The organism is Pararhizobium sp. A13, from assembly GCF_040126305.1.
Lineage (GTDB): Bacteria > Pseudomonadota > Alphaproteobacteria > Rhizobiales > Rhizobiaceae > Pararhizobium.
Genome location: NZ_CP149510.1, coordinates 76,652 through 95,651, shown reverse-complemented (window position 1 = coordinate 95,651; position 19,000 = coordinate 76,652). Strand labels below are relative to the sequence as shown.

17 protein-coding genes and 2 pseudogenes are annotated in these 19,000 nt (G+C 61.2%); 14 read left to right on the top strand and 5 right to left on the bottom strand.

The features are described 5' to 3' along the window. Positions 1 to 826: 826 nt before the first annotated feature. Positions 827 to 1,051, top strand: a complete 225-nt coding sequence (locus tag WI754_RS00455) for a hypothetical protein (protein ID WP_349435608.1) — start codon at positions 827 to 829, stop codon at positions 1,049 to 1,051. Positions 1,052 to 1,152: 101 nt separating this feature from the next. On the opposite strand, the gene WI754_RS00450 is transcribed toward WI754_RS00455, so the two are convergent. Then, positions 1,153 to 2,466, bottom strand: coding sequence for a calcium-binding protein (locus tag WI754_RS00450; protein ID WP_349435606.1), 1,314 nt, complete (start codon positions 2,464 to 2,466; stop codon positions 1,153 to 1,155). Between the two features lie 162 nt (positions 2,467 to 2,628). Here WI754_RS00450 and WI754_RS00445 point away from each other — a divergent pair, with 162 nt between their 5' ends. Then, positions 2,629 to 4,257 (top strand): AMP-binding protein, encoded by a 1,629-nt coding sequence (locus tag WI754_RS00445; RefSeq protein WP_349435604.1) that lies wholly within the window; start codon positions 2,629 to 2,631, stop codon positions 4,255 to 4,257. Here WI754_RS00445 and WI754_RS00440 read toward each other — a convergent pair whose 3' ends face one another. From WI754_RS00440 to secA, 3 genes are all read right to left on the bottom strand, one after another. Then, the gene (locus WI754_RS00440; RefSeq protein ID WP_349435603.1) at positions 4,258 to 5,541 is read right to left on the bottom strand and encodes a GNAT family N-acetyltransferase; all 1,284 of its coding nucleotides are present in this window, start codon (positions 5,539 to 5,541) and stop codon (positions 4,258 to 4,260) included. Further along, positions 5,538 to 6,959: a lipopolysaccharide biosynthesis protein gene (locus WI754_RS00435; RefSeq protein WP_349435601.1), complete on the bottom strand. Its 1,422-nt coding sequence runs from the start codon at positions 6,957 to 6,959 to the stop codon at positions 5,538 to 5,540. Before WI754_RS00435 ends, WI754_RS00440 begins: the two co-directional genes overlap by 4 nt. Before the next feature lie 403 nt (positions 6,960 to 7,362). After that, on the bottom strand, positions 7,363 to 10,074 hold the full coding sequence (gene secA, locus WI754_RS00430) for a preprotein translocase subunit SecA (protein WP_349435600.1): 2,712 nt from the start codon (positions 10,072 to 10,074) through the stop codon (positions 7,363 to 7,365). A gap of 234 nt (positions 10,075 to 10,308) precedes the next feature. Here secA and WI754_RS00425 point away from each other — a divergent pair, with 234 nt between their 5' ends. From WI754_RS00425 to WI754_RS00400, 6 genes are all read left to right on the top strand, one after another. Continuing rightward, positions 10,309 to 11,169, top strand: coding sequence for a peptidylprolyl isomerase (locus WI754_RS00425; protein WP_349435599.1), 861 nt, complete (start codon positions 10,309 to 10,311; stop codon positions 11,167 to 11,169). 151 nt (positions 11,170 to 11,320) lie between these two features. Further along, positions 11,321 to 12,562 (top strand): bifunctional glutamate N-acetyltransferase/amino-acid acetyltransferase ArgJ, encoded by a 1,242-nt coding sequence (argJ, locus tag WI754_RS00420; protein WP_349435598.1) that lies wholly within the window; start codon positions 11,321 to 11,323, stop codon positions 12,560 to 12,562. Between the two features lie 16 nt (positions 12,563 to 12,578). Then, complete coding sequence (locus tag WI754_RS00415; protein WP_349437679.1) at positions 12,579 to 13,343, top strand: GNAT family N-acetyltransferase; 765 nt, start codon at positions 12,579 to 12,581, stop codon at positions 13,341 to 13,343. 3 nt (positions 13,344 to 13,346) lie between these two features. Next, complete coding sequence (gene mutT, locus WI754_RS00410; protein ID WP_113007658.1) at positions 13,347 to 13,760, top strand: 8-oxo-dGTP diphosphatase MutT; 414 nt, start codon at positions 13,347 to 13,349, stop codon at positions 13,758 to 13,760. Positions 13,761 to 13,955: 195 nt separating this feature from the next. Beyond that, the gene (locus WI754_RS00405; RefSeq protein WP_349435596.1) at positions 13,956 to 14,276 is read left to right on the top strand and encodes a hypothetical protein; all 321 of its coding nucleotides are present in this window, start codon (positions 13,956 to 13,958) and stop codon (positions 14,274 to 14,276) included. A gap of 139 nt (positions 14,277 to 14,415) precedes the next feature. Further along, complete coding sequence (locus tag WI754_RS00400; RefSeq protein WP_349435595.1) at positions 14,416 to 14,589, top strand: Flp family type IVb pilin; 174 nt, start codon at positions 14,416 to 14,418, stop codon at positions 14,587 to 14,589. Between the two features lie 12 nt (positions 14,590 to 14,601). On the opposite strand, the gene WI754_RS00395 is transcribed toward WI754_RS00400, so the two are convergent. Further along, positions 14,602 to 15,486 (bottom strand): methyltransferase domain-containing protein, encoded by an 885-nt coding sequence (locus tag WI754_RS00395; RefSeq protein WP_349435594.1) that lies wholly within the window; start codon positions 15,484 to 15,486, stop codon positions 14,602 to 14,604. A 94-nt stretch (positions 15,487 to 15,580) separates the two neighbouring features. Between WI754_RS00395 and WI754_RS00390 the strand changes: the two are divergent. From WI754_RS00390 to WI754_RS00365, 6 genes and pseudogenes are all read left to right on the top strand, one after another. Further along, positions 15,581 to 16,309 (top strand): annotated as a pseudogene (locus tag WI754_RS00390) (ComF family protein). A gap of 48 nt (positions 16,310 to 16,357) precedes the next feature. Further along, positions 16,358 to 16,615 carry a glutaredoxin 3 gene (grxC, locus tag WI754_RS00385; protein WP_349435592.1) on the top strand — a complete coding sequence of 86 codons (258 nt, stop codon included), beginning with the start codon at positions 16,358 to 16,360 and terminating at the stop codon, positions 16,613 to 16,615. 12 nt (positions 16,616 to 16,627) lie between these two features. Further along, the gene (locus WI754_RS00380) at positions 16,628 to 17,485 is read left to right on the top strand and encodes a carbon-nitrogen hydrolase family protein (RefSeq protein ID WP_349435591.1); all 858 of its coding nucleotides are present in this window, start codon (positions 16,628 to 16,630) and stop codon (positions 17,483 to 17,485) included. Continuing rightward, on the top strand, positions 17,482 to 17,910 hold the full coding sequence (locus tag WI754_RS00375; protein ID WP_349435590.1) for a DUF1178 family protein: 429 nt from the start codon (positions 17,482 to 17,484) through the stop codon (positions 17,908 to 17,910). The genes WI754_RS00380 and WI754_RS00375 overlap by 4 nt, the downstream gene beginning before the upstream one ends. After that, positions 17,910 to 18,498: pseudogene (locus WI754_RS00370) on the top strand (DUF3291 domain-containing protein). Before WI754_RS00375 ends, WI754_RS00370 begins: the two are co-directional and overlap by 1 nt. A gap of 139 nt (positions 18,499 to 18,637) precedes the next feature. Beyond that, a complete protein-coding gene (locus tag WI754_RS00365) occupies positions 18,638 to 18,796 on the top strand; it encodes a hypothetical protein (protein WP_349435588.1) in 159 nt (52 codons plus the stop codon). The last annotated feature ends 204 nt before the right edge of the window (positions 18,797 to 19,000 follow it).

Genomic DNA, 19,000 nt, shown 5'->3' with positions numbered 1-19,000 from the left:
TATCAACAACTCCCGCGACGGATGCACGCCGCGTTCGCCGCGCTTTACCTTGATCGAATAGGTTCGGCTTTTACAGCCAAAGCGTTCTTGACGTGCCCTTTTTCGAGAGTCGTGGCCGTCAACATGCCGATCGATAAACCGGAATCCCCGTGCGTTGCCTCTTCGATGGGTTTGGTGCGAAACTCAGCCCAGCCACGAGGTCCTGTCCACGATGAAAGGATTGGGCCGCGGAGGAACCACCGGACCGTGGAGCACGACAGGAGGATTCCAGTGGGTAGGATATTGACACTCTTCGTTTCGCTTTGCCTGAGTATCCCGGCGTGGTCGCATGACATCTATGAAGTCGCTTGCTGCGCGGGGCGCGATTGCAGGCCGATACCGGCAAGTGACGTCAAGCCAACCGAGAACGGATGGCTCGTGCGGGCGACCGGCGAGGTCATCACTTACAATACCTGGCCCCTCAAGCGGTCTCCCGATGGCCAGTTCCATCGGTGTGCCGCCTTCAACGATTTTGGCCCCAAGGGGCGAACCAAGTGCCTCTACATCCCGGATATGGGGGAATGAGGCGGCATGGAAGGTAGGTGCCTTGCGGCGTCTACGGAATCGCGTGGGGAAAGCGGCGTTCGCTTGGTGCGCGCAAGGCGCAACTTGCTTAGCCTAAATACAATCAGTAGGCGTGCACGCAGTGGATACTCTGAGCCAATTGCCCCAATTCAACACAGGTCCAGCAGGCTGTTAACCGCCACTCTGCATCGTTATTGCAAAACGTCTTATGGATGCTCAGTCTGAGGCAAATCAGTCCCCAATCGGCACATGGAGATCGAACATGTCCCAGTCTGCTACGTCCGGCGTGGTTTTCGATGATGTTGAAGCGCTTTCCGGTGCCCTGTTCTCCTGGTGTGCGGAACGAAGCATTCACCTGCGCAGCCAGGAGGGCGTCAGTGCCGCTGGCGCGGTCATCGACCTGTTCTTTGCAGGCTACACGACGCAGGATGAAATTCTCGAGGCGCTGAGCGATCGGCACGGCCGCGAGGTGGTCTTCGCTTCGTAGGACGGCTCTAAAGCGCTGACGGTATATCGCATCAGCGCGGCCGAACGTACCATGTCGGCAGTGCATTCAGCTTTCGGGCGCGAGGACCGCGTGTGTGATCGTCAAACGATGAAGAAGTCGGCGGCCGTCAGGGCAAGGTTCGTGCTGATCGTCGCAAAATGCACGGAGCCTCCGGCGGCATTGCCATTGCTGTCGTAGAACAGTTTTCCGGTATCGGTCTCATAGATGATGTGGTCAGACCCGTCATGAGCGACGCCCGCCGCGCTTTTGTAAAATTGCGCCGATGTCAGCGTCCGGGTGCCAGTTATTTCCGTGAAGATCGCATTCTCGAGGCGTATCGTGTCGTCGACGACGTTAAAATCCTGGATCAAATCGACATTGGTAAATTTGTTGAGCTTGGTATTGAAGAAAAAGGTGTCCTTGCCGCCTTCGCCGCGCAAGAGATCGTTGCCCAATCCACCGGCGAGAAAATCATTTCCTTCGCCTGATCTCAAGAAGTTCGCCGCCGAATTGCCTGTCAGCTTGTCTGCCGCATTGCCGGTGCGTGCGCTTTCGATGCTGGTCAGCGTGTCGATTTTTCCGAAGCCGTCGATCGCCTTGCCCGTCTGAAGATTTACGGTTACGCCGCCTGTGCCGCCGCGCCGGTCGTCGCGATGATACAGCACCGTATCGGAACCGCCGCCGCCGTTGATCTTATCGCTCCCGCCGAGCCCCATGAAGACTTCGCTGACGCCGGAGCCTTTGAAGATATCGGCGAACTGGGTTCCGCGAAACTGTTCGAACTGCGTGAACGTCTCGGTGTTACCCCACGGGTCGATGACTTTTCCGGTGCTTGCATCCAGATTGATGCCGCGAAATGCCGACGGTGTCCAATAGGCGTCATCGAAATTGAGAGTGTCGAAACTGCCGCCATTGCCGTCATAGGTGTCCTTGCCTTCGCCGCCGTGCACGAAGTCGTTGCCAGAGCCGCCGATGAACTTGTCGTTGCCGCCATATCCGTTCAGGTCCTGCTCGCCGGCGCTGCCTTTCAGGGTGTCGTTTCCACTCATCAGGAATTGCGCGATCTCATGCGGGGTGGAGACATCGACGGCATCGGAGAACGTCTTGAGCAGGATATTCAATCCCGTCAGCACCTGCATCCTCGTGGTGCCGTCGTTGAGGTAGACCGCGATGGCAGTAATCGTCCCGCCGGTTGGCTCACCGCTGGAATCAAACGCGAAGCCGGTGCCGATCAGTTTCAGTTTCAATCCGTTCGAAAGGTCGTAGTGGATGGCCGTCGATGTCGTCGTGCCCCGGACTGCATCATTGGCGTTAACAATTTCCTCGAAAAATGGCATGTAGTCGAAACCCGGCAGCGGGGGGCTATAATGATCCGGATATATTCCACCTGGGAAAAACGATGTGAAAGTAGCCACGTAAATATCCTCCCGCCAAAACTTAGATAATTTTCCTAAATTAGTATTTCATAATATTATCGCGGTAAAGTCGCACACCTAGCGCCGGCGCTACGTCCAGAGTTGAAGTCCCTCCCACAGAAGTGTTAGGTGCGTCGCAACAACACATCTTCCGGCGGGCTCATGCTTCCGATCAGCGATACCTATGAGAACCTGCGGCGGGACTTCCGTTGGCAGATTCCGGAAAAATTCAATATCGGCACCGCCGTCAGCGATGTCTGGGCACAGCGTGAGCCGGAGCGCGTCTGTCTGCAGCATTTCAGTCCCGACGGGGCGCACGCGTCGCTGACCTACGGCGCCTTTGCTGCGCGGTCATCCTCATTCGCCCATGGGCTTCAGGCTGAGGGCATCGTGCCGGGAGACCGCGTCGCGATCCTTTTGCCGCAAAGCTTCGAAACGGCCATCGCCCATGCCGGTATCTACAAGCTCGGCGCAATCGCCCTGCCGCTGGCGCTGCTGTTCGGGGTCGAGGCGCTCGAATACCGGTTGCGCGATGCAGGTGCAGCCGCCATCGTCACCAATCGCTTCGGCCTGGAAAAGATCGCGGCCATCCGCCCGCGCCTTCCGGACCTGAAAAGCGTCGTGCTTGTCGATGCCAACGCGCCGGAAACCATCGCCTTTGCCGCGCTGGCGGAAGGTCATGCACCGGTTTTCGTCGCTGCCGACACGACGCCGGACGATCCGGCGATGATGATCTACACTTCCGGCACGACCGGGCCGCCGAAGGGCGCGCTGCATGGCCATCGTGTTCTGCTTGGCCATATCCCCGGCTTCCAGTTCCATCACGCTTTCCTGCCGCAGCCGGGCGACCGGATGTGGACGCCGGCCGACTGGGCCTGGGCAGGCGGGCTCTTGAATGCGCTGCTGCCGTCGCTTCTGCTTGGTGTTCCCGTCGTGTCGTCGCCCGGCCAGAAGTTCGATCCGCACATGGCCTTCCGCATTCTGGAGGAGATGGACGTTCGTAACGTCTTCATCCCGCCGACGGCCTTGCGGCTGATGAAGGCGGTCGAAAATCCCCGCTCTCTCTACAGGCTCAACCTGCGCACCATCGGCTCAGCCGGGGAATCGCTCGGGCGCGAAACCTGGCAGCAGGCGAGCGACGCTTTCGGCGTGCCGGTCAACGAGTTCTACGGTCAGACCGAATGCAATATCGTCCTGTCGTCGGCTGCCAATCTCGGCGTGCTCAAACCCGGCTCGATGGGCAAGGCGGCGCCGGGCCATGACGTTGCGATCATCGACGCGGAGGGCAGGGAGCTTCCCGCCGGCACCGTCGGTCAGGTTGCGGTGCGCCGGCCCGATCCGGTGATGTTCCTCGGTTATTGGCGCAACGACGCGGCGACGGCTCAAAAATTCATCGGCGACTGGATGACGACCGGCGACCAGGGCGTCCAGGACGAGGAGGGCTACATCACCTTCTTCGGGCGCGACGACGATGTTATCACCTCGTCTGGCTATCGTATCGGTCCCGGTGAGATCGAGGACTGCCTGGCCGGCCACCCGGCCGTCCAGCTCGCAGCCGCGATCGGCAAGCCCGACCCGGTGCGTACCGAAATCGTCAAGGCCTACGTGGTGCTGAAGCCCGGGCATGCGGCAAGCGCGGAGCTTGCCGCCGATATCCGCGATTGGGTCAAGACACGGCTGTCGATGCACGAATATCCGCGTGAGATCGAATTCCTCGATAGCCTGCCGCTGACCACCTCCGGCAAAGTCATCCGCCGCATCCTGCGCGACCGGGCGACTGCGGAAGCGTGACTATTTCGAACGCCGAGGGGCCAGCGACCTGATCTTGTCGCGCAGCAGCCGCGCCATGTTGCGGGTGTTGCGATAGAGATGGAGCTGGGCTGCGACCTGGCGCACATCGCGGTCGCGGTTCTGGGCAAGGCCGATCACCAGCGTACCCATCTCCTCCCGTTCCTCCCAGAAGCGGCTCATCACCGGATGATCGGGCGTTGCGCAGCTGTCCGAACGCGTGATGTTGGCGTCGTCGAGATGCCATTCGGTCAGTTCGGCCATCAGCAGCTTGCCGGGCGAATATTTCGCATAGCGCTCATCATAGGCCGTCTTCCAGGTATAGGCCTCGCCGGCCATCATGAAGACGATCATCGAGGCGATTGCAGCCCCGTCGAGGTCGAGCGTGTGGATGCGCACGCTATCGGCTTCGGCCAGGTTGGTGATCGCCTCGCGGGCAAAGGCGGCGCGGTAGCGGTCGAGCACCATGGCCGTGCCCTGGCTGCCCTTCCAGCCGCTCGCTTCCAGCGCCAGGAACTCCTCCATGCGCAGGCGGATATCGGCTGGCTGGCGGGCGACACTGTAGGAAACGCTGCCGAGTGCTTCCAGGTGATTCCACTGCCGGCGCAGCTCGCGGAAATGCGCCGGGCGGATCGCGTGCCGCAGATAGGTCTGCCCGTCCTGCAGGCTTTCCAGCATCGGCCGGGTAAAGGTGTCGGTTTCAGTCAACGGAAGGTTGCGGCCGATGGCGACGGCGCGGGCGAGCTGGGCGAACTTGCCCTTCAGGCGGACATCGGGAAGCACGAGCACGCCGGGCAGGCCAGCTGAAGGGCTGGCCAAGGCCTCATAAAGATTGTCGATGGTTTCCGCCGCCTCTTCGGCATCGAGCAGCGGCACACCGAGCGGCCCGAACGGATTGGACCAGGCGCGGATGATCGGCGCGCCGATCGAGAAGCCCGGCTTCTCGATCGAGAACGGCATCAGGAAGCGGATGCGGCTGCGACGCTCGTCATTGTCGCGGATCAGCGCCAGGCGGATGATGCGGTCTTCCAGGCGCGGCATGGCGGGCGCGAGGAAGCGGCCGGTAAAGAAGACATTCGGCTCCATCGCCCGGTTGGAGAGGAAATCGAGTTCCGTCTGAAGCTCATAGCCCTGGCGCGCCGGATAGAGGCAGAGCTGCCTGCCGGGGCGGCCGATGGCGATGGTGTTTTCGGCGATCGGACGATCGGGCGTTGGCGGCACCAGGCCGCCGAGAATGCGCGCCGACCGGCTGTTGGCATCGTCCGGAATGTGCTGGTTGCCGGTCATGGTCTGCTGGCCTCTGCTTTGATGGTTCTGGCGTGCGGATCGGCGAAGGCGAAGAGAACGATGCCGAAGGTGCGACGAACCGCGACATGAAGAAGGATGGCCTCGACGACCATTGCGCCCGTCGTGGCGAAAGCTGCACCTGTCAGGCCGAACATCGGGATCAACGTGACGTTGAGCAGCAAATTGGCAACGAGGGCGCCGGCATAGAGGGCGACGCACAGTGTCTGCCGACCGGCCATGGTAAGAAAGGCTTCGGCCGGGCCGACCAGTGCCTTGGCCATGATGCCTGCAAACAGGATCGCCATCAGCGGATAGCCGGAGATGAAGGCGGGGCCGAACAGCGACAGCAGAAAGGTGCCGCAAACAAGCACCATGCCGCCGACGCCGAGCGACGGCCAGAAGGACCATTTGGCACTTTCGACGGCGATGACAGCCAGTTGCTGGCGATCCGGACTGGCCATGGCCGCGGAAAAGCGGGGAGCCGCGGCCGCCTTGACGGAGAACATGACGAAATGCACCAGCGCCATCGTCTTCGCCGCGGCAAAGTAGATCGCCACACTTTCCGGATCGAGATAGAGACCGACGATGACGACGTCGGAATTGGTCAGCATGAAGCCGAACCCCTCGATCAGGAAGATCGGCACTGCGACGCGGATCCAGGTGCTGAATTCGATCCGGCGCGGCCCTGTGAGGTAGCGCCTGCGCAGCCGCCAGGTCAGAATGAAGAACTGGGTGACGCTGGTGAGATAGGTGGCGGCCATGGCGGCGATCATCGCGGTCTGCGCGGTGTGCGCCTCACCGATTGCCACGGCAAGCAGCATCAGGCCGAGGATGAGCAGGGGCCGGACGATATAGGTCGGGCTCAGTGCCGAAACCGCCCAGCTATGGGCGCGCGACGTCCCGTCCATCACATCGCCAAGGGCGATCATCGGCAGCGTGAAGATGCCGAGATAGAGCGGCACGAGATAGTAGCCGTTGACACGGTCGCCAAACAGCCAGAGCCCGCCAATGCCGACGGCCGCGAGCCCTGTCGCCGAGACCAGCGCAAAGATGCGCACCGTCGTTGTCAGCCCGCGGATTTCCGGCAGCGCGTCACGGGCGTGGTATTGCGGCAGGAAGCGGATGATCGCCGTGTGGAACCCGAGGCAAGAGAGATTGCCGAACAGCACCACCAGCACCCAGACGAAGACGAAGATGCCGTATTCGAACTCGCCCATGAGGCGGGCGAGGATGATCTGCGAAACGAAGGCTATGGCGGCGCTGACGACGCGGATGGCAAAGGCGACGAGCGCCATGCGCTGGGCAAGGTGCTTGGGATCATTGCTCGTCAGGACCGGTTCGAGCATTTCAAGCAGCGGCGACAGCCAGCCCCGCAATGTGGTCGGCAATAGTCGTCCAGCCGTTTGACACGCTGCCATGAACAAGGGAGTACCCGAAACTACGCAAAACAGGATGCCAGTCTTGCCAGAGCAGCGTTAACAAAGGGTGGAGAACAAGACCGCGGCGGCGCTGCTGACAACGACAATCGATATGCTATTGTCGGTTGCATTCGGGGGGCAGAAGCAGCGTGCGTGAAACCAGCCTGTGCAACTGGGAAGTCGGGCTTCCCGGCTGAGGCAATGGCCTTGCTGTCGAAACTGGAGGTGATCTATGTGGCCAAAACCATTTAGCATCACGCTTATGGTACGAAAAACCCGGGCGGGCTGGTCAATTGCCGTCCGGGTTAACCTCGTAAAATAAGCGAATAGGCAGGCGGGACTGCAATCCCGCCTGCCACTCCAGAAATAAGCGACATCGCTTATAAAATCAAGTTCTCGGCTTTCAAGCCTCGAAAGCACCGTGGCAGTGCTTGTACTTCTTGCCGGAACCGCAGGGGCAAGCCTCGTTGCGGGCGATCTTGCCCCACGTCGAGGGATCCTGCGGATTGCGGTTCTGCGGAGGAACGAAGTTCAGGTTGATGCTGTCGGCAAAATCGTCCTCGCCGGTCAGCGGGTCGATATGGTGGCCGACCATCTGCGGCGGCGCGGGCTGCGGCGCCTCTGCCGCTTCGCGTACCAGTTCGACGCGCATCAGTTGTGCGGTGACGGCCTGACGAAGATTTGTCAGCAACGCCTGGAACAGCTCGAAGGCTTCGGATTTGTATTCCTGCAGCGGATCGCGCTGGGCATAGCCGCGGAAGCCGATGACCGAGCGGAGATGGTCGAGATTGACGATGTGCTCGCGCCAGAGGTGATCAAGCGTCTGCAGGACCACGGAACGTTCGACATAAAGCATGATATCCGGGCCGAAACGTTCGGCCCGATCAGCGGCGGCCTTGTCGACCTCGGCGGTGATGCGCTCGCGAATGTCGTTCTCGTCGATGCCTTCCTCGGCCGCCCATTCGACGATCGGCAGGTCGAGGTTGAGCGAATTCTGCACGTCGGTCTTCAGCCCGGCGGCATCCCACTGTTCGGCATAGGCTTTTTCCGGAATGCGCTTGGCGACGATGTCCTCGATGACCTCGTGGCGCATGTCTGCGACGGTTTCGGAGATGTCCGTCGCATCCATCATCTCGAGGCGCTGCTCGAAGATCACCTTGCGCTGGTCGTTCAGGACGTCGTCGTATTTCAGAAGGTTTTTGCGCGTGTCGAAGTTTCGCGCTTCGACCTTTTTCTGGGCGCGCTCCAGAGCCTTGTTGATCCAGGGATGGACGATCGCCTCGCCTTCCTTGAGACCCAGCTTCTGCAGCATCGAATCCATGCGGTCCGAGCCGAAGATGCGCATCAGGTCGTCCTGCAGCGACAGGAAGAATTTCGAGCGGCCCGGGTCGCCCTGGCGACCGGAGCGGCCGCGCAGCTGGTTGTCGATACGGCGGCTTTCATGGCGTTCGGTTGCCAGCACGTAGAGACCGCCGGCGGCCAGCGCGATGTCCTTCAGACGCTGCACCTCGGCCCTGATGGCAAATTCCTTCGCTTCGCGCTCGGGGCCGTGTTCCAGGTCGCCGAGTTCGGCTGCGATGCGCATTTCCAGGTTGCCGCCGAGCTGGATGTCGGTACCGCGGCCGGCCATGTTGGTGGCGATCGTCACTGCGCCCGGCACGCCGGCCTGCGAAACGATGTAGGCTTCCTGTTCGTGGTAGCGGGCGTTCAGAACCTGGAAATTGGTGAAGCCCTCCTTTTTCAGCATTGCGGCGAGAAGTTCGGATTTTTCGATGGAGGTCGTGCCCACCAGAACCGGCTGCTTGCGCTCCTGCGAATCCTTGATCTCGGCGATGATCGCCTTGTATTTCTCTTCCGCCGTCCGGTAGACCTCGTCGTCCTCGTCGAGGCGCTTGATCGGCAGGTTGGTCGGCACTTCCACGACTTCGAGGCCGTAGATGTTGCCGAATTCCTCGGCTTCGGTCGACGCCGTACCGGTCATGCCGCCGAGCTTTTTGTACATGCGGAAGTAGTTCTGGAAGGTGACTGAGGCCAGTGTCTGGTTTTCCGGCTGGATGGTGACCTTTTCCTTGGCTTCCAGCGCCTGGTGCTGGCCTTCCGAATAGCGACGGCCCGGCATCATGCGGCCGGTGAATTCGTCGATGATGACGATTTCGTCGTTGCGGACGATGTAGTCCTTGTCCTTCTGGAAGAGCTTGTGGGCCTTCAGCGCGTTGTTGACGTGGTGGACGATCGCGACGTTCTCGACGTCGTAAAGCGTCTCGCCTTTCAAGAGGTTCGCTTCACGCAGCAGGTTTTCGAGCTTCTCGGTGCCATCCTCGGAGAAGTTGGCGGAGCGCTGTTTTTCATCGATTTCGTAGTCTTCCGGAGACAGGAGCGGAATGAACCTGTCGATCGTGTTGTAGAGTTCCGAGCGATCGTCGAGCGGGCCGGAGATGATCAGCGGCGTGCGCGCTTCGTCGACGAGGATCGAATCCACTTCGTCGACGATGGCGAAGAAGTGACCGCGCTGGACCATCTGGCTGCGCTCGTACTTCATGTTATCGCGCAGATAGTCGAAGCCGAGTTCGTTGTTGGTCGCGTAGGTGACGTCGCAAGCATAGGCCGCCCGGCGCTGGTCGTCGGTCAGGCCGTGGACGATGACGCCGGTGGTCATGCCGAGGAAGCCGTAGACGCGGCCCATCGTCGCGGAGTCACGTGTCGCCAGATAGTCGTTGACGGTGACGACATGCACGCCCTTGCCGGCGAGCGCGTTGAGGTAGACCGGCAGTGTCGCCACCAGCGTCTTGCCTTCACCGGTCTTCATTTCGGCGATCGACTTCTCGTGCAGGATCATGCCGCCGATCAGCTGGACGTCGAATGGACGCAGACCGAGAACGCGGAGAGCGGCTTCGCGAACAACGGCAAAGGCCGGAACCAAAAGGTCGTCGAGCGTCTTGCCATCGGCGAGCTGCTTGCGGAATTCAACGGTCTTTGCGGCCAGCGCTTCATCCGAGAGCGCTTTGGTTTCGGCTTCCAACGCATTGATGGCATCGACCTTGGCCTTGTAGCCGCGCACACGCCGGTCATTCGATGACCCGAAAATTTTGCGGGCGAGGCCGCCGAGACTGACCATAAGAATGGTCCTTTCCTGTATGTCGCCAACGCGGGGGAATTTCCGCGAAATACTATGAAACGCCCGGAACTGTTCTGGACGCGAGGTTGCGTGACAGATAAGAGGGGGGTCGAATTATGTCAACGGGAGTTGAGGCGCGCCAAGGCTACAGAACGGCCACAATCTGATGATGTGGAACGTTTTTCAGGCCGGCCGTGACCACGGTTCCGGATACCACAGGTGGAAGGTACGAGGATGTTGAAATACAAGATGCTTGCAGCGGTTGCTCTGATCGCTGTCCTGGCTGCCCAGGCGCCGGCAACCGCGCAGGATGCCGCCGATCCGGTGATCGCCAAGGTCGGCGACGTGGAGATCCACAAGTCGGAACTCGACTTCGCCATTATCGGTCTCGATCCGCAGCTCGCCCAGTTGCCGGACGATCAGAAGCGTGCCGCAGCCCTTTCGGGTCTGATCGATGTCAAGCTGCTTGCCAAGGATGCCGCCAAGGAAGGACTGCAGGATGATGCAGCCTTCAAGCAGCGCATCGCCTACCTGACCGACCGCGAACTGCATAACGCCTTCTTCAAGAAGCATGTCGTCGATGCCGTGAAGCCCGAGGAGGTCAAGGCACGCTACGACGCTGAAATCGCCAAGATCACGCCGCAGGAAGAGGTCAAGGCCCGCCATATCTTGGTGAAGACCGAGGACGAAGCCAAGGCGATCATCAAGGATCTCGACGGCGGCAAGGATTTCGCGACGCTTGCCAAGGAAAAATCGACCGACCCGAACAAGGCCGACGGCGGCGATCTCGGTTATTTCACCAAGGATCGCATGGTTCCTGAATTCTCCGAAGCCGCCTTCAAGCTCGAAAAGGGCAAGTACACGGAAGCGCCGGTGAAGACCCAGTTCGGCTTCCATGTCATCCTGCTCGAAGACAAGCGTAAGCAGGCTCCGCCACCGCTGGAGCAGGTCGAGCCGCAGGTCAAGCAGCTCGTTATGCGTGACAAGTATGTCGCCCTCCTGACGACCGCCAAGAAGGAAACCGGTGTCGATATCACCGATCCGGCGCTCAAGAAGGCCTATGACGACGCCAATAAGGCCGAGACCGCCAACTGATGACATCGGGGCGTGATCGCTCGTCTTTGAGCGGTCATGTCTTTCTGATGTAAATCCAATGCGAATTCCGCAGGTCCCGGGGGCTTTAGGCTCTTCGGGATCTCGTTTGTGGGCCCGCAGGCCGGGCCGTCACGTTTGAGCAGGTTTGATCATGTCCGGTTCCGTTTCTCCGCTTGCCCCGAAATCCTTCGCAGACATGCCGCCTGTGCGCGGTGTGCGCATGGCAACCGCCGCCGCCGGCATCAAGTACAAGAACCGCACCGATGTGCTGCTGATGGTCTTCGATGAGCCGGCCGCGGTCGCAGGCGTCTTTACCCGGTCGCGCTGCCCCTCGGCCCCGGTCGATTTCTGCCGCCACAACCTGCCAGGCGGCGTTGCCCGCGCCGTCGTCGTCAATTCCGGCAATGCCAACGCCTTCACCGGCAAGAAGGGCAAGGCTGCGACCGAACTGACGGCGCAATCCGCGGCGGAAGCCGTCGGCTGCTCCACCGGCGACGTCTTCCTTGCCTCCACCGGTGTCATTGGTGAACCGCTCGACGCGACGAAATTCGCCGGTGTTCTGATCGACATGACGGGTCAGGCGAAGGCCGATTTCTGGTTCGAGGCCGCCAAGGCGATTATGACGACCGACACCTATCCGAAGGTTTCCACCCGCAGCGCCGAAATCGGCAGCGTCACGGTCACCATCAACGGCATTGCCAAGGGCGCCGGCATGATCGCGCCGGATATGGCGACCATGCTCTCTTTCGTCGTTACCGATGCCGATATCGCGTCGGAAGCATTGCAGGTGCTGCTGTCGGAAGGCACCGGCCCGACCTTCAACTCCGTGACGGTCGACAGCGATACCTCCACCTCCGATACGCTGATGCTGTTTGCCACCGGTGCCGCCGGCAAGGATGGCCAGAAGCGGATCACCGACGCGGCCGATCCGGCGCTCGAAGGGTTTCGCGCCGCGTTGAACGACCTGCTGCGCGACCTCGCCTTGCAGGTGGTGCGCGATGGCGAAGGTGCCCGCAAGATGGTCGCAGTCACGGTCGAAGGCGCCGAAAGTGATCAGGCTGCCAAGCGCATCGCGCTGTCGATCGCCAATTCTCCTCTCGTCAAGACCGCTGTCGCGGGTGAAGATGCAAACTGGGGTCGGGTCGTCATGGCCGTCGGCAAGTCCGGCGAAATGGCCGATCGCGATCGGCTGGCGATCTGGTTCGGCGATGTCCGTGTCGCAGTCGAGGGCGAGCGTGACCCGTCCTATTCGGAAGCCGCGGCAACGGCCGTGATGAAAGAAGACGATATCGCCATCCGCGTCGAGATCGGTCTCGGCGCCGGCAAGGCGACCGTCTATACTTGCGATCTGACCAAGGAATATGTCGAGATCAACGGCGACTACCGGAGCTGATACTGACGTGCAGGACATGATTTCGAAAGCCGATCTGCCGAATGTTCGCCGGCTTGAAGCCGTGGGCTTTCGTGCCTGGCCGGCGACATCGGTGCATTATGACGGCAGTTGGCTGATCCGCCTGACGGCGGGGCATGACTCCAGGCGTCTGAATTCCGTCAATCCGCTCGATCCGTCCGACTACCGCGATCTGGAAACACGGCTTGAAAAGGCGGCGAAGCGCTTTTCCGAGTATGGCCGGCCGCTGACCGTGCGGCAGACCCCGCTGACGCCGCCGCAACTGATTGCCCATATGGATGAGACCGGCTGGCCGATGTTTTCCGAGACGATCGTCATGATGGCCGATATTCCGCCGAACGACACGACGGAAGCGATCGAGCACCTGCCGCTGCGCGATGTCGGCCGCTTCGTCGATGCCCGGCTGCAAATCTGCGGCGAGAACGGTCAGGGCAAGGCAGGCTTGAGCGATGTCATCAACGCCATCAAGCCGGAATGCGGCCTGTTTCTGTTTGAAGCGCCCGAACATGGCCCGATCGCGGTTTCGCTGGCGGTTCACGACAACGATCTCGCCGGAATTCTTCAGGTCGCCGTCGCGCCAGTCGTCCGCCGACAGGGTGTCGGCGCGTCGATCGTCAACGCCTCGCTGCGCTGGGCCCGCCTGCGCGGCGCTCGAACGGCTTGGCTCGCCGTCGAAAGCGGCAACGAGGCAGCGATCGCCCTTTATCGCAACTTCGGCTTCAGGGACGTCTACCGTTACGCTTATCGGCGTGCAGGAGTTTAAGCGATGGATACGGCAAGCAGGAAGATTTTGCTGGTAGCGGCCTGCGCCTTGGTCGACAGCGACGGCCGCATCCTGCTTGCTCAACGTCCCGAGGGTAAATCGCTGGCCGGCCTCTGGGAGTTTCCGGGTGGCAAGGTGGAGCCGGGCGAAACGCCGGAGGAAACGCTGATCCGCGAACTCGACGAGGAACTGGGCATCCGCACCAAGGTCGCCTGTCTCGCGCCGCTGACCTTCGCCAGCCATACCTACGACAGCTTCCATCTGCTGATGCCGCTTTACGTCTGCCGGCGCTACGAAGGCGTTGCCCATGGCCGGGAAGGGCAGGCGGTGAAATGGGTTCGCCCGAAGGCTTTGCGCGACTATCCGATGCCTCCGGCGGATGAGCCACTTATCCCCTATTTAATGGATTTGCTCTGATCAAATCCCCGAAATTTCGATTTCATTAATCGAACATTTATCACCCTCACGCAAAATCAGCTTCAGTGAAGTGCCGGTGTCGACGGTAGCGGGATGATTCCCGCGACTGGCACCGGTTGGTATCGGCGCGGACATGGTTTGGAGCGGTGAGAGTGAACCGTCTTCAGGTCAGCGCAGGCATTCGAGAGGCAGACGATGGTTGACGACGATTTTTGGAGAACGGTTCAGGACAAGGACTTGGTGATGAGCCAGAGCCGCCGGACCGGTGTGCTCAATCTGTCGCTGCTGTTCGGAACTGCCGTCATCGCGTTGACGCTCATCCTGACGCCAATGCTGGCGTCGAAGACGGATACGAAGGTGCTCGCGGATGCACCGATCGACTACGACAATATCTCGACCGGCTCCATTCCGAACAGCAACGCGACCAAGCGCTACACGGTGCGCCGGAGCGTGTTGCAGGAAATGCCGGGCGCCGTCTGCATCATAGATGGCGACGGGAGCAAAAGCGGCTGCTGATTGCCTCTGTGGGCCGGGCGTTTCCCGGCTCGCGTTCGCTGCCAGCCTGGGTCGATATCGACCCGATAATGACGTGCGCATACCTGTCCTTTTCGGGTGAACTCATCCGCGGGATGTGCGCCAAACAGGCTGGGAGCACATGAAGAAACTCACTCGTTTCCTTTCCGACACCTCCGGTGCCACAGCCGTCGAATATGGCCTGTTGGCCAGCCTCATCTCGGTTGGGATGATCGTCGGTCTCGGAGGGTTTTCAGACTCCCTGCTGGACGTCCTCGACACGATCAGCACCGCCATCAAGGACGCTCCCAAATAACGCACGACAGGCTTACTCTTTCAGCGGCAATTCGCGTGTGCTCAGAGCATCGGAAAGCCGTTGTTTCGCCGAGCCGGGCCTGAGCGGCTTTTGCTGGCTTTCATGCGGTGCCCAGCCGGAAATGTAGATGATCGAGAAGGTCGCGCGGATACGACCGTCCGGGTCGGAAAAACGATCCGCGTAGATTTCGGCCGCCCTCAGGAAAAACTGGCGGGTGAGGGGCTTGCGGCTGCGGGCGGCGAGCGGATTGGTCATGCCCATGGCCCGGAGGTCTTTCAGCAACGCAAACAAGGAATCGTAGCGTACGGTGTAAGTTTCGGTGTCGGCGACTGGCAGTGTGAAGCCGGCGCGCTGCAGCAGCGCACCGATATCGCGGACATCGGCAAAGGGTATGACGCGGGGGCTGGCGCCGCCGGTCATCTCGCTTTCGGCGGCAAGCAGCGCTTCCCGCAATTCCTGCAAGGTGCCGCTGCCGGGAATGGCAGCGAGGAAGAGGCCGTCCGGTTTCAGGGCCCGGCGGATCTGGATGAAGACGCCAGGTGTGTCGTTGGTCAGGTGCAGCGACAGTGGCGAGACGATGAGATTGGTCGATTCAGGGGGCAGCGGCACCGTTTCGAGCGACGCGACGGAAACGGTGCCATCGATCTTTGCGAAGACTGCATCGGTCTCGACGCGCTCGATGGCCGAGACTTTGCCGGTTTCGGTGAGGAAGCCAGCGGTCAGCCCGGTATAACCGTGCAGTTCCACGGCCTTGTCGAAATGGCGTTCGACGACGCTCAGGCGCTCGGCCAGCTCGCGGCCTGCGATTTCCAGCAGGAATTGCGCCTTCGGGTCGCCGTTGCGCAGTGCCCGTTTGCGGCGGGCTTCGATGATCGTTTGGTCGAAAACGATATCCACGGTGGCTCTCCAAAATCTGATCGCCCAAAAATCTGATCGCAATGAAACCCGCCCCATCGTAAAGTCAACCTCATGCGGGGCGAAGAGGCGGAAAATCCGGGGTGCAACTGGCCAGAGGCGCGCGGCGGTCGATGCCGTCTATCCGCCGGTCTGTAGCGGATGCGGCCGGATGGTCGGTCAGCATCGCGGCGTCTGCCCGGCCTGCTGGGCCACTTTGCGGCTGATCGAGCGGCCCTATTGCGAGGTTCTCGGCGTGCCGTTCTCGCATGATCTCGGTACCGGCATACTTTCGGCGGACGCTATCGCCAACCCGCCTGTCTTCGAGCGGTTGCGGTCCGTCGCCATTAATGACGGCATTGCTCGGTCGCTCGTTCACGGCCTGAAATATCGCGACCGCACCGATCTTGCCATCGATGGCGGCCTGGATGGTGCGCGCCAGCGATGGGACTGTCGAGGCTTGCCGCGATCATCCCCGTTCCGCTGCATGCCTATCGGCTTTGCGCCGCTTCAACCAGTCGGCCGCGCTTGCCCGCGCCATCGCCCGGCTTTCGGGAAAGCCCTATCTCGCCACCGCCTTGATCCGCACCAGGCGAACTGCGCGGCAGGTGGGGCTCGGCGCTGCGGCACGCGAGGACAATGTGCGCGGGCGTTCGCGGTGACCGAGGCCGGAAAGGCGACGGTGTTCGACAAGCGCATCGTCCTGGTCGACGATGTCTACACGACCGGTGCGACGGTTTCGGCGGCGACGCGGGCGTTGAAGAAGGCTGGGGCCTCGGATGTCACGGTTTTGACCTTTGCAAGAGCCATGTCCGGCCTTATATGACACGATAGGTGACGCTGGCACAGGGCCGGCGAAGGAGCAGGTCAACTCATGGCTTCGGTCGTCATTTATACCCGTCAGTTCTGCGGATATTGTTCCGCAGCAAAGAAACTTCTCGAAACCAAGGGCGTGACATTCGAGGAGCATGATGCGACCTACGCGCCCGACGTCCGCCAGAAGATGGTCGAGCGGTCGAACGGCGGTACGACGTTCCCGCAGATCTTCATCAACAACGCTCATATCGGCGGCTGCGACGACCTGCATGCGCTGGAGCGTGCCGGCAAGCTGGACGAGATGCTCGCCGCATAAGGAGACGCTTCGATGACGTTCAAGGCTGCAGCGATCCAGATGTGTTCCGGTGTCGACCCGGCGAAGAATGCCGAGACGATGGCCGGGCTTGTCCGGGACGCTGCGGCCAAGGGCGCTGCCTATGTGCAGACGCCGGAAATGACCGGCGCGTTGCAGCGGGATCGTGCGGCGATGAAGGCAGTGCTGCGTGAGGAGAGCACCGACCTCATCGTCGCTGCTGCCTCCGAGCTTGCGGCCGAACTCGGCATTCATCTGCATGTCGGCTCTACGGCGATCGGCCTTGCCGACGGCAAGATGGCCAATCGCGGGTTCCTCTTCGGTCCCGACGGCAGGAAGATCTGCCACTACGACAAGATCCACATGTTCGACGTCGATCTCGACAATGGCGAAAGCTGGCGGGAAAGCTCGGCCTATACGCCGGGCGGCACCGCGCGGCTGGTGAAGCTGCCGTTCGGCAAGCTCGGCTGCGCCATCTGCTACGACGTGCGCTTTCCCGAACTTTTTCGGGCGCAGGCCGCGGCCGGGGCTGAAATCATGTCGGTGCCCGCCGCCTTCACGCGGCAGACCGGCGAGGCACATTGGGAAATCCTGCTGCGCGCCCGGGCCATCGAGAACGGCATGTTCGTCATCGCCGCCGCCCAGGCCGGCCGTCATGAGGACGGTCGCGAAACCTACGGCCATTCGATGATCATCGACCCCTGGGGTGTTGTTCTCGCTTCGGCGGGTGGCACCGGCGAAGGCATCGTGCTGGCCGATATCGATATCGCTGCGGTTGCAGCCGCGCGGGCGAAAATTCCGAACCTGAAAAACGGCCGGGCGTTTTCGCTGGAGGAAGTGCCGCTGCCTGCAGCGGGAGGTGTGGCGGCTTGATCAAGTACACGCTTTCCTGTGACAACGGCCATTCCTTCGATGGCTGGTTTTCGTCGAGCGCCGATTTCGACCGGCAGGCGGAACTGGGGCTGGTTTCCTGCCCGGCTTGCGGATCCGTGTCCGTCGCCAAAGGATTGATGGCACCTGCGGTTTCGACCAGCCGGAGGAAGGATGAGACCAAGGTCTTGATGATGGATGCCGCCCGCAAGGAAGCGGTCGCCAAGATCCGCGAGCTGGTGACGGCGATTCGTGAGAACTCCGACGATGTCGGCGAAAAGTTTCCCGAGGAAGCGCGCAAAATTCACTATGGCGAAGCCGAGCAGCGCGGCCTGATCGGCAAGGCAACGGCCGACGAGGCGCGGGCGCTCATCGACGAGGGCATCGAAATTGCGCCGCTGCCGGTGCTGCCTGACGATGTGAACTGATGTCCGGCGACGGTCGTCACAATCTGGCGATCTATAATTTCGGCCTGCATGTCGGCCCCTGAAGGCGATCCCGCCGTCGAGGGCTTCGTTCTTCGCGAGACGGCTAATTTCGAGGCGGCGGCGCGGGCTTCCGGTTTTGTCGGCCGGTCCGGTTACCGCGGCGTACCGGGGCCGCGAAGCTGGGGTGCCCAGGTGTTTCCGCGGTTCATCCTCGGCAGCGGCTTCGACAGCGCCCCCTCGTCGCTCTCCGTCTGAAAGGACATCGAATCGCTGATGGCGTTCGCCTATAGCGGCGTGCATGCCGACGCGCTGAAACACGCGCGCAATTGGAACGTCAAACCGAGCTGGCCGCCCCTGGTGCTCTGGTGGGTTGACGGGCGGCATATTCCCGATTGGTCGGAAGGCGTCGAGCGGCTGGAGCATCTCCATGACAACGGCGCAACGGCACGAGCCTTCACTTTCAAAGAACCCTTCGCCGCCGATGGCGAAGCTTATGGTATCGACCGGCAGCGTGTCCGGCGGATCGCTGATGACAATGGCAAAGGGCAGAGCGATCTGCTTGCGTATGTTCAGTCTTTGAAAGTCTAGCATGGCGTCGGTAGGCGGGGATGTTGGGCTCGCCGTGAGGAGACCTTCGCACCGCTTTCGTCGATCTTCGCGCGGTTATCTTGGCGGATATGGGGAAATGGTCTTAATGTTCCAACTATATCAGACCGGAGGCTGGGTGATGTCGACTATTGAGAATGCCCGCACAGCTGATACATGCCGATCGCGCGATCTATGGGAAGAGGGCAAAGCAAGCGGCAAGCCCAAGCCGGTTGATTTCGACAACTTGCGCGAACAAGCCCGCCAAGACTTGGTTGCTGCTCAAATACAGGGCCGCTGAATCGGTCTGGCCTCTTCAATTGGAGGCCGCTATTGGTTGTATCTATCCGATTTTGAAGGCAGTCCATTTCCTCCGTCATTCCTGTGCCCGTCACAGGAATCTAGCCACGCGACGTCCGTCGCGTGAAAGGAGTCTTTTGCGCCGCAGACGCGGCGCTGCTGGATCCCCACCACAAGGGAGGTCAAGCCCGAGGATGACGGAGGA

Excerpts from the sequence above, each read along its gene's own strand:
- WI754_RS00435 (WP_349435601.1), bottom strand. The coding sequence starts at position 6,959 with ATGGCAGCGTGTCAAACGGCTGGACGACTATTGCCGACCACATTGCGG.
- WI754_RS00455 (WP_349435608.1), top strand. The coding sequence starts at position 827 with ATGTCCCAGTCTGCTACGTCCGGCGTGGTTTTCGATGATGTTGAAGCG.
- secA (WP_349435600.1), bottom strand. The coding sequence starts at position 10,074 with ATGGTCAGTCTCGGCGGCCTCGCCCGCAAAATTTTCGGGTCATCGAAT.
- WI754_RS00445 (WP_349435604.1), top strand. The coding sequence starts at position 2,629 with ATGCTTCCGATCAGCGATACCTATGAGAACCTGCGGCGGGACTTCCGT.
- WI754_RS00400 (WP_349435595.1), top strand. The coding sequence starts at position 14,416 with ATGAAGAAACTCACTCGTTTCCTTTCCGACACCTCCGGTGCCACAGCC.
- mutT (WP_113007658.1), top strand. The coding sequence starts at position 13,347 with ATGGATACGGCAAGCAGGAAGATTTTGCTGGTAGCGGCCTGCGCCTTG.
- WI754_RS00415 (WP_349437679.1), top strand. The coding sequence starts at position 12,579 with ATGATTTCGAAAGCCGATCTGCCGAATGTTCGCCGGCTTGAAGCCGTG.
- argJ (WP_349435598.1), top strand. The coding sequence starts at position 11,321 with ATGTCCGGTTCCGTTTCTCCGCTTGCCCCGAAATCCTTCGCAGACATG.
- WI754_RS00405 (WP_349435596.1), top strand. The coding sequence starts at position 13,956 with ATGGTTGACGACGATTTTTGGAGAACGGTTCAGGACAAGGACTTGGTG.
- grxC (WP_349435592.1), top strand. The coding sequence starts at position 16,358 with ATGGCTTCGGTCGTCATTTATACCCGTCAGTTCTGCGGATATTGTTCC.
- WI754_RS00380 (WP_349435591.1), top strand. The coding sequence starts at position 16,628 with ATGACGTTCAAGGCTGCAGCGATCCAGATGTGTTCCGGTGTCGACCCG.
- WI754_RS00440 (WP_349435603.1), bottom strand. The coding sequence starts at position 5,541 with ATGACCGGCAACCAGCACATTCCGGACGATGCCAACAGCCGGTCGGCG.
- WI754_RS00425 (WP_349435599.1), top strand. The coding sequence starts at position 10,309 with ATGTTGAAATACAAGATGCTTGCAGCGGTTGCTCTGATCGCTGTCCTG.
- WI754_RS00365 (WP_349435588.1), top strand. The coding sequence starts at position 18,638 with ATGTCGACTATTGAGAATGCCCGCACAGCTGATACATGCCGATCGCGC.